Below are 13,688 nucleotides of genomic sequence, written 5' to 3'. Positions count from 1 at the left end.
GTGAGGGTGGACGCGCACGGCATCTCGGTGGACGCGCCGGCCGGGTGGGAGGTGCGGATCACGCGGCGCGCGGCGGAGGGGCACGCACCGGGCTCGCACCGGCGCCCCGTCCTGCACGCCGCGACGGTGCCGCTGCCCGTGGTGCGCGGCGACTTCGGCGGCGGCGTCACGGGTCTGCTCACGAGCGACGACGTGTTCGTGAGCCTCTTCGAGCAGGACCCCGGGGCGTCGCGGACGGCGCTGTTCGCCGACTCCGGCTTCCCGGTGCCGACGCTGAGCGACTTCTCGCCGAACCGCCTGCAGCGCAGCATCCCCGGCCAGTCGGGTGGCCAGTGGTTCTTCCACGTCGGGGACCGGGCGTTCAGCCTCTACGTCGTCCTCGGCTCGCACGCCCGCCGGGCGGCGCTGTTCGGGAAGGTGACGCCGCTCGTGCGCAGCGTCCGGGTGCAGGGAGACCTGGAAGGAGACGCGGGATGACCGTCGCCGAACGCACCCTGGGAACCGTGGTGGAGGGGGTCACGGGGTTCTTCACCCGGTTCCTCGACGCCCGCACCGACCGCCGCGGCTTCCTCGCCCGCACGGCCGTCGTCGGGTCCGCCCTCACCGTCGGCCCCTGGGGTTTCCTGACCCGCCCGCAGAGCGCCTACGCCGCCGTCTGCGGGATCGACGCCACCTGCTCCTCGGGGTACACCGTGTTCTGCGCGACCATCGGCAACGGCGTCAACCGCTGCCCGCCGGGCAGCCTCGTCGGCGGGTGGTGGAAGTCGGACGGGTCGGGGTACTGCTGCGGCGGCGCGCGGTACTACATCGACTGCCACAGCTACTGCTCCTGCGGCTGCGGCGGTCGCAGCAAGTTCTGCGGCGAGGGTTGCCGGAACTGCTCGTGCGGGTGCGGTCCGGCCGGGCAGTGCGACCAGCGGAAGGTGTGCTGCAACGAGTTCCGCTACGGGCAGTGCAACCAGGACACGAGCTGCACGGGCCCCGTGTGGTGCCGCGTCGTCACGTGCACCCCGCCGTGGCGGATCCCGTCGTGGAACTGCACGACGACCTCGGCGACCGACCAGCGGACCAACCAGCACACGGCGCCCGCTGTGAAGGACTGCACACCGATCGGTCGGGAGTACACCGCGATCGGCGGTCCGGGCAGCGTCCTGGGCGAGCAGCGCACCCCCGAACTCGGGACCCCCGCGCCCGGTGGCACGTACCAGTTGTTCGACTTCGGGTCGATCTACCACTCCCCCGGCACCGGCGCGCACGAGGTCCACGGGGAGGTGCTGGCGACGTTAGCCGCCCTCAGCTGGGAGGCCGGCCCGTTGGGGTACCCGACGACGGACGAACTGCGGACCCCCGACGGCCGCGGCCGGTTCAACCACTTCGAACGCGGCTCCGTCTACTGGACGTCCCAGACAGGCGCGTCCGCCGTGATCGGCGCGATCCGCGAGACGTGGAAGGCGCTCGGCTGGGAGGCCGGCCCGCTCGGGTACCCGCTCACCGACGAACTCACGACGCCCGACGGCCGCGGTCGGTTCAACCACTTCGAACGCGGGTCCGTCTACTGGACCCCGCAGACCGCGGCGCACGCCGTCGTCGGCGCGATCCGGGAGGAGTGGAAGGCGACCGGATGGGAGGCCGGGCCGCTGGGGTACCCGACCACGGACGAACTCACGAGCCCAGACGGCCGCGGCCGGTTCAACCACTTCGAGCGGGGCTCGGTGTACTGGACTCCGCAGACGGGTGCGCACGCGGTCGTCGGCGCCGTGCGCGACGCGTGGACGGCCCTGCGCTGGGAACGCGGACCGCTCGGGTACCCCGTGACGAGCCAGACCCGCACCCCGGACGGGCGCGCCGAGTACGTCCACTTCCAGGGCGGCTCCGTCTACGCCTCGGCCGCGACGGGGGCGCACGCGGTGCGGGGTTCCGTGCGCGACCGGTGGCGCGACACCGGTTGGGAGACGGGACCTCTCGGGCTGCCCACCACCGACGAGACCGCGGTGGCCGCCGGGTCGGTGCAGGACTTCGAACGCGGCGCGGTGTACGCCTCGGCCGGCACCGGCGCCCACCGCGTCCCGGCCCCCGTCCGGGACGCGCTGCGGGCTGCGGGCGGCCCCGAGCGGTGGGGTTTCCCCGTCGAGGAACCCGGACCCGAGCAGGGCGGACAGGTGCGGCAGCGGTTCGCCCGCGGGACCGCGGTGCTCACGGTGGCGACGGGGGCGGTCGCCTTCGGCTGACCCGTCGAGGCCTGGGGAGGCCGGGGGGAGGCCGTGGACGACACTGACGACGTGCCCCTGCCGCCGAACGTCACCAGCGCCCTCGCTGCGCTCGTGCCGCACGACGCCCTGTCCCACACCCTCCGGCCGCGGAGCAGGGCGCCCGGCAGCCTGTCGTGGCGTCACGTGCCCGTCGACGCCGCGGAGGCCGCGGACCTGCTGGGCGGCCCTGTACCGGTGTTGCCGGCACTGCGGAGCCCAGGGATCGTCGAACACCTCTCGGTGCACCGCGGTGCGCCCGGGGAACCGTTGCGCGACCAAGTCGCGGCGGGGCGCGTCACGCTGCACCTGCGGACGTGCTGGCTGCCGGAGGGGCTGTCGTGGGAGCGGGCGCACCGCTGGCCGTCGGTGCTGCACGGCGCCTCCGTCCTCGACGTGTGGGCCCAGGACCCCCGGCCACGGCCGCACCCGCCGTGGACGGACCGCCTCGCGCGCCGGACCGACGCGGGCGGTGGCGACCACACCGTCGTGCGGGTGCAGGACGCCGACGTGGGGGTGCAGGTCGACCTCTCGGGCGTCGTGCACCTGACGTGGGCCGTCCCACGGTCGGCCGGGGACCTGCCCGCGGCGCTCCTGACGCGACGCGGTCCCCGGGCCGCCGTCGAACTGCTGGGCGACGCCGGACTGCTCACCCGCGGCTGAGGTCCGGGCTCAGGCCACCCGCGTCACGAGCACCTGCGCGGCGACCGTCGACTTCGGCCCGGAGTAGACCCCCTGCAGCGGGGACACGTCGGAGTAGTCCCGGGCGCGCGCGACGACGACGTGCCGGTCCCCGACGGGGATGTCGTTCGTGGGGTCCCAGGCCGTCCAGGCGCCGTCGTAGAACTCGATCCAGGCGTGGCTCTCCCCCGCCACCTCGACGCCGATCTCGGGTTCGCGGCGCGGGTGCAGGTAGCCGGAGACGTAGCGACCGGGGATCCCGACCGTGCGGAACCCCGCCAGGACGAGGTGGGCGAGGTCCTGGCAGACGCCGCTGCGCTGCACCCACGACTCCTGCGCCGTGGCGTGCACGCCCGTCGCGCCGGTCACGTACTTCACCTCGTCGTGGACCCAGCTGCAGATGCGGTGGGCCGCCTCGCGCGGATCGGCGCCGGCGACGAGGTCGCGCACGGTGTCGGCGAAACCGTCCTCCGGCGCCGTCGTCCGCGGAGTGGGCGTGACGTACTCGGCGAGGGCGTCGCGCACGTCGTCGGTCGCGAGGTCCTCCCACGTCGCCGACCGTCGCGGGTCGTGCCCGGTGCGGCGGTCGGTCTCGACGAGCGACGTCGCGGTCGTGACGAGGCGGTCGTGGCGGGCGTGCAGGTCGAACGCCGTGACGTGCGTCCCCCAGTAGTCCCAGTACCGCGAGACGGACGCGGCCGGGCTCACCTCGACCCGGGTGTCCAGCGCCGTCTGGTCCGGCAGCGTCAACGGCGTCATGCGCGCCTCGTTGAAGCTGGCGATCACCTCGCCCTGGTAGGTGTGCGTCGTCGTGTGCACGATGCGCAGTCGCATCAGGACCTCCCCGCCGTCCAGGAAACCGCCCCCGCCATGGGGAAGAACCGCATCGCGACGGCCTCGGAGGCCGCCGAGCACGCCTCGGTCACCAGCCTCATCTGGTGGTGCAGGTCCCCCAGCAGGTCCTCGGGGCTCTGGAACTCCAGGCGCGTGCGGGCCATCCCGACGATGCGGCGGGCGTCCTCGGTGTACCCGACGCGCCGCAGCGCCGGGTCGATCGCGTCCAGGCACGCCTCGGCGGTCTCGAGGGCGTTGACGACCGAGCGCGGGAACAGCCGGTCCAGCAGGAGGAACTCCGCCGCGTGCAGTTCGCCCGCGGCCCCCGTGCTCGACCCGTGGTAGGCCCGCAGGAAGGCCTCGTACGCGCCGGTGGACCGCAGGAGCAACGGCCACTGGCTGCCCGACCCGGCCACGGCGCGGGTGTCGACGAGGCGGGCCGTCATGTCGGCCCGTTCCAGGGAACGGCCCAGGACGAAGAACTGCCAGGAGTCGTCCCGGCTCATCGTGGCGTCGACCAGGCCGGAGACGACGGCGGTCCGCTCGCGGACCCAGGAGAAGAACCGGTGCGGGCTCGCGGCCCGCCACCGCCCGGACGCCAGCGCGTTCCACGTCGTGTTGAGCGATTCCCACATGTCGCTGGAGACGGTCTCGCGGGCCCTGCGGGCGTTCTCGCGTGCAGCCCCCAGCGCCCCGGTGATGGAACTCGGGCTCACCGGGTCGTACGCGAGGGTCTCCAGCAGTTCCCGGCGGCCGACGCGGCGCTCGGGGTCGGCCGGCGAACCCATGACCGACAGCAGCGACGTCGAGACGGCGCTCTCGTCGATCCACGGATCGGCGAGGGTGCGTTCGACGTGGACGTCGAGGATGCGGGCCGTGGAGTCGGCCCGCTCGACGTAGCGGCCGATCCAGAACAACGACTCGGCGATGCGGCTGAGCACGGCGTCACCCCTCCCGGGTCGTCTGCTGGACCTGCTGCTGCTGTTGCTGGGCCTGTTCGGAGCCGGCGCCCGGACCGGGGTCGGTCACGTGGTGCTGCTCCTCCGGCAGCGGCGCGGGCGCGGCGACGGGGACGGGGACCACCGGCGCGGGTTCGGGCACGGTGTCCTCCCCCGCGAGCACCCACGTGTCCTTCGAGCCGCCACCCTGGCTGGAGTTCACGACGAGGGACCCCTCGCGCAGCGCGACGCGGGTCAGCCCGCCGCGCAGGACCCGCACGGTCCGGCCGTCGTTGACGGCGAAGGGCCGCAGGTCGACGTGCCGGGGCCGCATCTGCGTCCCCGCCAGCGTCGGCACGGTCGACAGCGCCACGACGGGCTGGGCGATCCAGCCGCGCGGGTCGGCCAGGACCCGGCGGCGCAGCTCCTCGACCTGCTCGGCACTGGCGTCCGGGCACACGACGAGGCCCTTGCCGCCGGAGCCGTCAACGGGTTTGACGACGAGCTCGTGGAGCCGGTCCATCGCCTCCTCCCGCTCGGCGGGGATCTCCAGGCGGTACGTCGGCACGTTGCCGAGGACGAGCTCCTCACCGAGGTAGTACTTCGTGAGTTCCGGGACGTAGGTGTAGACGAGCTTGTCGTCCGCGACGCCGTTGCCGACGGCGTTGGCGATGCTCACCCCGCCGGCGCGGGCGGCGTTGAGGATGCCCGCGCAGCCCAGGACGGAGTCGCGGCGGAAGTGGACGGGGTCGAGGAAGTCGTCGTCGACGCGGCGGTAGACGACGTCGACCCGCCGGTCGCCGGCCGTGGTGCGCATGTAGACGCGGTTGCCGCGGCAGACGAGGTCGCGGCCCTCGACGAGCTCGACCCCCATCGCCCGGGCGAGCAGCGAGTGCTCGAAGTAGGCCGAGTTGTAGACGCCGGGGGTCAGGACGACGACGACCGGGTCGTCGACACCGCTGGGGGCAGCGGCGCGCAGGGCCGAGAGGAGGTTCTGGGGGTAGTCGGCGACGGGCTGCACGCGGTGGGCCTGCAGCGCCTCGGGCAGCACCTGGGTGAGGGCCTGCCGGTTCTCCAGGACGTAGCTCACCCCGCTCGGCACCCGGACGTTGTCCTCCAGCACGCGGAAGTCGCCGTGCTCGTCGCGGACGAGGTCGATGCCGGCGACGTGGATGCGGACGCCCCCGGCCGGCTCGACGCCGACGGCCGCGCGGTGGAAGTGGCTGGAGGACGTGATGACCCGGCGGGGGACGACGCCGTCCTTGACGACCTGCATCGGCCCGTAGACGTCGGCGAGGAAGGCCTCCAGGACGCGCACGCGCTGCGCCACGCCCCGCTCCACCCGCGCCCACTGGGCCGCGTCGATGATCCGCGGGACGACGTCCAGGGGGAAGGGCCGCTCCTCCCCGGCGTAGTCGAAGGTGACGCCGCGGTCGAGGAAGGTGCTGGCGAGCTGGTCGGCGCGGGCGCGCAGCTCGGCGGCCGGCAGCTCGGCGAGGGTGGCGGCCAGGGCCTGCCACTCCGGTCGCGGACTGCCGTCGCCGTCGAACATCTCGTCGGCCGCGCGGGCGCCGGCTGCCCCCGCGGGAGAGTCGAGGTACCCCTCGAAGACGTCACCCATGCGCGAACCATAGGGAAGTCCACGTTGCCCGCGAGTTGCCCCCGCGTTTCCCCCGCGTTTCGTGCCCCGGTCCGGGTCCGGCCGCGGGTGTCCCCGGCTCCGCGTCACCGCTGGTAACCTTGAGGACGCCTTCGCTCCGTGCGGAGGTCACGGTCGTCCTCCGTCCCTCCCGGTGTCCCCACGCCGGAGTCCCCGGTGGAACGACCGCCCTCTGACACCGATCAGACCAACAGGAAGACGGAGCACGTGGCGAACATCAAGTCGCAGAAGAAGCGCATCCTCACCAACGAGAAGGCGCGCCTGCGCAACAAGGCCGTCAAGTCGGAGCTGCGCACGGCCGTGCGCGCGTTCCGCGAGGCGCTCGCCTCCGGCGACGCCGAGAAGGCGCAGGCCACCCTGAAGGTCGCGAGCCGCAAGCTCGACAAGGCCGTCAGCAAGGGCGTCATCCACAAGAACCAGGCGGCGAACCGCAAGTCGGCCATCGCCAAGTCGGCCGCCAAGGCCTGATCCTCGGATCCTCCACGGAGGGCCGGTCCCCGCTCGGGGGCCGGCCCTCCGTGCGTCTGCGGTCCTCAGCGCCGGGCGGCCGCGACCACCCGGACGGCCTTCTCCAGGGCGTGCTCGGCGTGCGCCCCACCGCCCTTGACGGCGTGGTCGGCGGCCGCGACGGCGAGGATGGCCTCGGCCATGCCGTCCGGGGACAGCAGGCGCACCTCGCGCTGGGCCTTCTCCACCAGCCACGGCGCCATGCCCAGCTCCCGGGCCAGGTCGGCGGGACGACCCCGGCCCGCTCCCGCCACCTTCGCCAGCTGCCGCAGCCGGGACGCGAGCGCCGCCACGACGACGACGGCGGGCACCCCCGTCGCCTCGGCGTGCCGCAGCAGGACGAGCGCCTGACCCTCCCGCCCCTCGACGGCCGCGTCGGCCACCTCGAAGCCCGTCGCCTCGCGCCGGCCCCCGTGGTAGCGGTGGACGGCGTCCTCCGTCACGGTGCCCTCGGTGTCGGTGAGCAGCTGGTCGACGGCGGCGGCCAGCTCCCCGAGGTCGCTGCCGAGGGCCGCGACGAGCGCGCGGGCGGCCTCGACGTCGATCGAGCGGCGGGCGCGACGGACGTCCGAGAGCACGAAGTCGACCTTGTCCTGGTCCCGCTTGAGGGGCTGGCACGACACCTCCGCCACCCCCGCGACGGCGCGCGCGGTGTCGAGCACCTTCTTCGCGCGGTTGCCCCCGCGGTGCCGCAGGACGAGGACGACCGTGTCGACGGGGGCCTGCAGGTACTCCAGGACGTCCTCGACGAAGGCCTCGCTCGCGGCGTCGACCCCGTCGACCAGGACGAGGGAGCGCTCGTCGAAGAGCGAGGGCGACGTCCACGTCGCCAGCTGCCCCTTCTGGTACCCGGCCGCCGCGACGTCGGTCCGCTCGAAGGACGGGTCGAGCTCGCGCATGCGCGTCAGCAGCGCCGTGAACGCGCGGTCGGCGAGCGCCTCCTCCGAGCCGGCGAGGAGCACCACGGGCGCCGGGGCGAGGTCGTGCGGCGGGATCCCGGGTGCGGCGCTCGCGGCCTTCTTCGCGGGGGACTTCGCGGCGGTCTTCTTGGCTGCGGGCACGGCGTCACTGTCGCACGGGCGTCGGACACGCGGCCGGCCACGAGGTCACGGGCCGTCAGCCCGCACGGTGCGTGACGACCCCACCCACGAGCGTGGCCACGACCTCGTTGCGCCGCAACGCCTCCGCTCCCCCGGCGGCGAACGTGCGCGCCGGGTCGTCGGCGACGAGGGCGAGGTCGGCGGCGTCCCCGACGAACACCCCGCGCCGGCCCCCGCAGGCGGCGGTGAGGGCGACGTCGAAGGGCAGGTGCTGGTCGGGGTGCCAGGGGTCGCGGTCGTCGACGGTGCGGTGCACGGCACTGGCCAGGGCGTCCCACGGGTCGAGCGGGGCGACCGGGGCGTCGGAGCCGAGGCGGAGCTCGGCGCCCGCGGCGTGCAGGTCGGCGAACCGGTAGGCGCGGTCGGCGCCCTCCGGCCAGTGCACGTGGACCGCGTCGCGGTCGTCGACGGCGTGGCGGGGTTGGACGCTGGCCACCACGCCCAGCCGGGCGAACCGCGGCACGTCGTCGGGGTGGACCTGCTGGGCGTGCTCGAGGCTGCCGCGGCACCCCACGGCCGCGAACGCGTCGAGGGTGACGCGGACGGCGTCGTCCCCGATCGCGTGGACGGCCACGTGCAACCCGTTCGCCGTGGCGCGCCGCAGGGACGCCTCCAGCTCGGCGGGCGGGATGCGCAGGATCCCGTGGCCGCCGGTGGGGTACTCCTCGTGGCAGAACGCCGTCCGGGTGCCGAGCGAGCCGTCGACGACGAACTTCACGGGCCCGACGCGGACGCGGTCGCCGGCCAGGACGTCCCCGGTCCGCCGGCCCGCGGCGATCGTCTCCTCCAGCCAGTCCGGCCAGACGCCCGCGGCGATGCGGACGGCGGGTTCCGCGCGGCGGGTCCACGCGTCGACCGGCGCGTACTCGAGGTCGACCAGGCCCGTGACCCCGCGGGCGGCCGAGGCCGTCGTCGCCTCGGCGATCCAGCGGTCCTGCACGGCGTCGTCCACGGTGCCCGCGCGGGTCATCAGCTCCATCGCCGGCGCCTCGACGAGGACCCCGGTCGGGTCCTGCACCCCGAACCGGCGGGCTGCGGCGGAGTTCAGCCAGACGGCGTGCAGGTCCGCGCTCACGACGAGCACGGGACGTTCGCCGAACCGGGCGTCGAGGACGCCGCGGTGCGGCGGGGAGTCCCACAGCGCGTCGCGGTAGCCGTGGCCGACGACGAGGTCCTCCCCTGGGCCCGCCCCCGCCTGCAGGAGCGCGGCCGCCTCGGCGGCCGAGCGCGCGGACAGGACGTCGACGCGGCGGCGGGCCGCGGCCCACTGCGTGAGGTGCACGTGGCTGTCGACGAAGCCCGGCAGCAGCACGGCACCGTGGGCGTCGAGGCGTTCGGCCGCCGACCAGGGACCGGTCCTCGCCAGACCGGCGCCGATCGCGACGACGCGACCGTCCGCGAGCGCCACGTCGACGACGTCACCCCCGAGGGCTGGGCGACGGACGTCGTGCAGGACGAGCACTGGTGCCTCCGGTCGGGTGGGACTGTCCAGACATCGTGCCGATCCCGCCGCGCCGGTGGACGACCGGGGCCTCACCCGCTGCCGTACCGGGCGCGTCGCTCGGCCTCCCGCGGGTCCGGCCCGCGCTCCAGCGTCCGCAGCGTCGACGCCGTCCCCGCCACCGCGACGTCCCCGCCGGTGTCGGTGCGCAGGACCCGGGCGTCCGTGGCGGCCAGGACGTCCAGCGTCGAGGCCGCGGGGTGGCCGTAGTCGTTGACCGCGCCCACCTCCACCAGCGCCACCCGCGGCCGGGCCGTCGCGTACAGCTGCGGCACCTGGGTCGGGGAGCCGTGGTGGGCGACCTTCACCACGTCGGCGACGACGCCGGCCGGCCAGCGCGCCAGCACCGCCCGCTGCTCGTCGCGTTCGGCGTCCCCGGTCAGCAGCACCCGCACGCCCCGCACGTCGGCCAGCAGGACGAGGCTGGAGTCGTTGACCTGCGCCGAGTCCGGCGCCCGCACCCGCGCCGCCTCCGGCTCGGGGCCGAGGACCGTCCAGGTCACCGCCCCGGCGGCCCCGGTGTCCCCCGCGGTCAGCGGGACGACCGGCGTGGACCCGGCCTGCTCGCGCACCCGCCCGGCGGCCGGTTCCACCGCCAGCGGGGAGACGTGGACGAGCCCGACCTCCCGGCCGGCGAGCGCCCCCGCGAGGCCGCCCACGTGGTCGGCGTGGAAGTGGGTCAGCACCACGGCGTCGAGCCGGTCCACCCCGAGCCGGTCCAGGCACCCGCCGACGAGGACGTCGTCGGGTCCGGCGTCGACCAGCACCGCTGCGCGCGGACCCGACCGCAGGACGACCGCGTCGCCCTGGCCGACGTCGCAGCCGACGACGAGCCAGTCCGGCGGAGGCCACGGCCCGGCCGGTCCGCCCCACCGCGGGGCGCACCGCACGAGCAGGGCCGCGGACAGGACCAGCACGAGGGCCAGGGCCGGCCACCGGCGACCCGGTCCGTGCCGCCAGCGCAGGACGGCCGCGACGGCGCCGAGGACGAGGAGCGTCAGCAACGCCACCACGAGGGCCCCCGCGACGCCCGGCGGGACCGCGACCGAGGTCGGCGCCTGGGCCGCGGCCCGCGCGACGGCGGCGATCCACGCCGCGCACCAGCCCGCCGGCCAGGCCACGACGGCGGCCCCGGCCGGCCACACCGGGGAGAGGAGCGTGGCGGCCAGACCGAGCACGGTCGCCGGGCCGACGGCGGGCGCCACCGCGATGTTCGCGGGGACGGACACGACGTTCACCGCCGGTTGCAACAGCGCCACGACGGGCCCGCACACCGCCTGCGCGGCCACGGGGACGGCGACCGCGTACGCGACGACCCGCGGAACCCCCGCGCGCGTCAGCCGCTCCGCCCACGGCCGGGCGAGGAGCACGAGCGCCGTCGTCGCCAGCACCGACAGCACGAAGCCGAACTCCCGCGCCAGCCACGGGTCGGCCACCAGCAGCACGAGCGCCGCGGCCGCCACGACGGGGATCCCCCGCGTCGGCCGCCCCGCCGCGAGCCCCGCCATGCCCACGCCGCCCATCACGGCCGCGCGCAGCACGCTGGGTTCGGGACGGGCCAGCACGACGAAACCCACCAACCCCACTCCGGCCACGACGAGCCTGGACCGTCGCCCGAAACCCGCCCACGACGCGGCCAGGACGAGGAACCCCACGACCAGCGTCGTGTTCGACCCGCTGACCGCGGTGAGGTGGGTGAGGCCGACCGACCGCATCGCGGCCTCCAGGTCGGGCGGCAGCGCGGAGGTGTCCCCGACGACGAGCCCGGGCAGCAGCCCGCGGACGTCGGCCGACCGACCGGACACGGCCTCCCGCAACCCCGTCCGCAGGGTTTCGGACAGTTCCAGGAGGCCCGTCGGGCGGTCGGTGCGGACCAGGTCCCCGACCGAGACGACCACGACCGACCGCTCGCCGGGGTCAGCGGTTCCGAGCCGGCCGCGGAAGGTGACCCGGTCACCCCACCGCACGTCCCGCCACCGCTCGGCGACGGCGAACACCGTCGCTGGGGCGGCGAGTTCCCGCGTGGCGCCCCGCGCGTCCAGCGACGTGAGCCGGACGTCGAGGACGACGCGCGGGGGTTCCCCGTCGCGGCGGGTGGGCAGGGCGTGCGGGTCGGCGGTGACGACGGCGGAGAACTCCCCCGACACCCGGCGCTCCGCCAGCTCCTCGACACCCCCGGCGGTGGACCGGCTGTGCTGCAGACAGACGGAGAACAGCACGAGCGTCGCGGCGACGAGGACCAGCGCGACGCGTGCGCCCCGACCCGTCCGGCGCAGCACCCCGAGGACGACCAGCAGCAGGAGCGCAGAACCCGCGAAACCCCACACCAGGAGGTCAGGGCGGCCCGTCGCGAGGAACGCGACACCCCACGCTCCGACCGCCGCCGCCGCGAGCCGCAGGTCGACGGGCACCGGCGGCGGTCCGACGGACCGGGCTCCGACGACCTCCGACTGCTCCGCCGCGCTCACACGCTCACCAGGTCCCGCAGCCCCTCGAGCACCTTCGGCCCGATGCCCTGCACCTCACCGAGGTCGTCGACGGAGGAGAACGTCCCGTTCTCCTCGCGCCAGGCGACGATCCGGCCCGCCAGGACCTCGCCCACCCCCGGCAGGGCGTCGAGGTCGGCGGCCGTGGCGGAGTTCAGGTCCAGCCGCGCGCCCGGCGCTGCGGAGGAACCCGCCGCCGGTGCGGGCGCCGCGACGGTCCCCGGTTGCCCGGGCGCCGGGACGAGGACCTGCTCTCCGTCCTGGAGGACGCGCGCGAGGTTCAGCGCGTCGAGGTCGGCGTCCGCGGCGGGACCGCCCACAGCCGTCAACGCGTCGGCCACCCGGCTGCCCGCGGACAGGGTGACGACCCCCGGCCGCAGCACGCGGCCCGCGACGTGCACGACGACGGACGCGGAACTCGTCGTCGCCGAGGGCGACGGCGTGCTCAGAGGTGTGCCCGCCGCGACCGGCGCCGTCCTCGCCGGCAGCGCCTGCCCCTGCTGCGCACCGGGATCGGGCCAGGACCGCCAGGCCGCGAACCCGAGCCCCGCCGCCACCAGGACGGACCCGAGGACCGCGCCGGCGACCGCCCGCGGACCGACCCGCACTCTCACCGCCCGCAACCCCGGCGGGGTCCGGTCGGCCAGCTGGCGCGACCACTCAGCCAGGACCCCCGGGGCGACCCCGGCACCCGCGGGGTCAGCGTCCCCCTCGTCGAACTCCTCGTCGAACTCGTCCCCGAGGCCGTCCTGGGGATCCTCCTCTGGCGCCCGGAACTGCCGGACCGCCAGTGCGCGGGCGCGGACCGCCGCGTCGCGACGGGAGGGGGGCGGGGTCACCCCGGAAACGTAGGCGGACAGGTACCCCACCGGTCCGGACGAGGACCCACCTGTGGACGACGGGTCACCCGCGTCCCCTGTTGATCCCGGGACGTCACCGGTCCGCCGGCGTCCACACCCCGAACCCGGGTCACCCGTCGAGGAGCCGCCCGGTCTCGCAGGTCGGCAGCGCGATCCACCCCTCCCGCGCGGCCTGCTCCCGCTGCTCCGCGGTCGGCGACGTGCAGAACCCCAGCGCCGCAGCGCGAGCCGTCAGTGCGGCGACGACGGCGTCGAGCGCGTCGTCCGACGCACGGCACGCCTCGGCCGCGACGCCGAGGTCCAGCCAGGGCAACCGACGAGGCAACTCCTCCACCAGCGCCAGCCGGGCGGAGGAGTTCGCCGTCCCCTTGTACTGCCGGTGCGCGAACCCCCACCGCTTCAGCGACGCGGCCGGGTAGACCTCCACGACGACTCCCGAACCGGCGCGGTCGATCGGGCCCTGCTCCGCCGCGAGCAGGGCCAGCAGGCGCGCTGCGCGCATCGCGACGTGGCCGATCTTGTCGGCCGCCACCGTGAGCGGTTGGTGGCCCGCAGCCCGGACGACCTGGTCCGTCAGGCGCCACGTCAGACGGCGGCGCTGCTCCTCGCCGGTCTCCCCCGCTCGTACCTCGACATTCCCTGCTGCGTGGTCCGTCACGAAGCGCAGGAACTCGTCAGGCCACCCCAGCGGGCTGTCGATGCCGACCTTCGCCGCGCCTCGCACCAGGTCGAGGACGAACCCGTCGTCCGTCGGTCGGTGGCAGTCCGTGACGCGGGCGGAGCCGCCGTCCCAGCGGACGACGGCGACGGCCGTCGTGCCCCGCTGGGTCGACAGGTCCACTCCGGCGGTCACCATGCCCACGCGGGGCACCCCA

The 13,688-nt window shown here is 75.5% G+C and carries 12 protein-coding genes; 4 read left to right on the top strand and 8 right to left on the bottom strand.

Translation table 11 applies throughout. The annotated features are described in order from the left end of the window. The 3 genes from AB1207_RS00440 to AB1207_RS00430 are packed head-to-tail and all read left to right on the top strand — an operon-like array spanning position 1 to position 2,909. Positions 1-477: a hypothetical protein gene (locus AB1207_RS00440; RefSeq protein WP_367635803.1), complete on the top strand. Its 477-nt coding sequence runs from the start codon at positions 1-3 to the stop codon at positions 475-477. Beyond that, complete coding sequence (locus tag AB1207_RS00435) at positions 474-2,228, top strand: twin-arginine translocation signal domain-containing protein (protein WP_367635802.1); 1,755 nt, start codon at positions 474-476, stop codon at positions 2,226-2,228. The genes AB1207_RS00440 and AB1207_RS00435 overlap by 4 nt, the downstream gene beginning before the upstream one ends. A 33-nt stretch (positions 2,229-2,261) precedes the next feature. Then, entirely contained in the window at positions 2,262-2,909 is a 648-nt protein-coding gene (locus AB1207_RS00430; protein WP_367635801.1) for a hypothetical protein, read from the top strand. Positions 2,910-2,918: 9 nt separating this feature from the next. Here AB1207_RS00430 and AB1207_RS00425 read toward each other — a convergent pair whose 3' ends face one another. Genes AB1207_RS00425 through AB1207_RS00415 form a run of 3 tightly spaced genes read right to left on the bottom strand, consistent with a single transcriptional unit; the run spans position 2,919 to position 6,320 of the window. Continuing rightward, positions 2,919-3,761, bottom strand: a complete 843-nt coding sequence (locus AB1207_RS00425) for a transglutaminase family protein (RefSeq protein ID WP_367635800.1) — start codon at positions 3,759-3,761, stop codon at positions 2,919-2,921. Beyond that, positions 3,761-4,702: an alpha-E domain-containing protein gene (locus AB1207_RS00420; protein ID WP_367635799.1), complete on the bottom strand. Its 942-nt coding sequence runs from the start codon at positions 4,700-4,702 to the stop codon at positions 3,761-3,763. Before AB1207_RS00420 ends, AB1207_RS00425 begins: the two co-directional genes overlap by 1 nt. Positions 4,703-4,706: 4 nt before the next feature. Then, the gene (locus tag AB1207_RS00415; RefSeq protein ID WP_367635798.1) at positions 4,707-6,320 is read right to left on the bottom strand and encodes a circularly permuted type 2 ATP-grasp protein; all 1,614 of its coding nucleotides are present in this window, start codon (positions 6,318-6,320) and stop codon (positions 4,707-4,709) included. 246 nt (positions 6,321-6,566) lie between these two features. Here AB1207_RS00415 and rpsT point away from each other — a divergent pair, with 246 nt between their 5' ends. Further along, a complete protein-coding gene (gene rpsT / locus AB1207_RS00410) occupies positions 6,567-6,827 on the top strand; it encodes a 30S ribosomal protein S20 (RefSeq protein ID WP_367635797.1) in 261 nt (86 codons plus the stop codon). Positions 6,828-6,892: 65 nt separating this feature from the next. On the opposite strand, the gene holA is transcribed toward rpsT, so the two are convergent. The 5 genes from holA to AB1207_RS00385 form a co-directional block, all read right to left on the bottom strand. After that, a complete protein-coding gene (gene holA, locus AB1207_RS00405; protein ID WP_367635796.1) occupies positions 6,893-7,927 on the bottom strand; it encodes a DNA polymerase III subunit delta in 1,035 nt (344 codons plus the stop codon). Between the two features lie 55 nt (positions 7,928-7,982). Next, on the bottom strand, positions 7,983-9,428 hold the full coding sequence (locus tag AB1207_RS00400; protein ID WP_367635795.1) for an amidohydrolase: 1,446 nt from the start codon (positions 9,426-9,428) through the stop codon (positions 7,983-7,985). Between the two features lie 71 nt (positions 9,429-9,499). Next, positions 9,500-11,935: a ComEC/Rec2 family competence protein gene (locus AB1207_RS00395; protein WP_367635794.1), complete on the bottom strand. Its 2,436-nt coding sequence runs from the start codon at positions 11,933-11,935 to the stop codon at positions 9,500-9,502. Then, positions 11,932-12,792 carry a ComEA family DNA-binding protein gene (locus AB1207_RS00390; protein ID WP_367635793.1) on the bottom strand — a complete coding sequence of 287 codons (861 nt, stop codon included), beginning with the start codon at positions 12,790-12,792 and terminating at the stop codon, positions 11,932-11,934. The genes AB1207_RS00395 and AB1207_RS00390 overlap by 4 nt, the downstream gene beginning before the upstream one ends. A 130-nt stretch (positions 12,793-12,922) precedes the next feature. Beyond that, positions 12,923-13,669 (bottom strand): DUF429 domain-containing protein, encoded by a 747-nt coding sequence (locus AB1207_RS00385; protein ID WP_367636135.1) that lies wholly within the window; start codon positions 13,667-13,669, stop codon positions 12,923-12,925. Positions 13,670-13,688: the final 19 nt, after the last annotated feature.

It is taken from the genome of Kineococcus endophyticus, assembly GCF_040796495.1.
In the GTDB taxonomy this organism is placed as follows: domain Bacteria; phylum Actinomycetota; class Actinomycetes; order Actinomycetales; family Kineococcaceae; genus Kineococcus; species Kineococcus endophyticus.
The sequence above is the reverse complement of the archived record's forward strand: the minus strand, read 5'-3'. Positions and strand labels throughout refer to the sequence as shown.

Bases quoted from the DNA above. Each gene is read 5' to 3' on its own strand.
- AB1207_RS00435 (WP_367635802.1), top strand. From the start codon at position 474: ATGACCGTCGCCGAACGCACCCTGGGAACCGTGGTGGAGGGGGTCACG.
- AB1207_RS00425 (WP_367635800.1), bottom strand. From the start codon at position 3,761: ATGCGACTGCGCATCGTGCACACGACGACGCACACCTACCAGGGCGAG.
- AB1207_RS00415 (WP_367635798.1), bottom strand. From the start codon at position 6,320: ATGGGTGACGTCTTCGAGGGGTACCTCGACTCTCCCGCGGGGGCAGCC.
- AB1207_RS00385 (WP_367636135.1), bottom strand. From the start codon at position 13,669: ATGGTGACCGCCGGAGTGGACCTGTCGACCCAGCGGGGCACGACGGCC.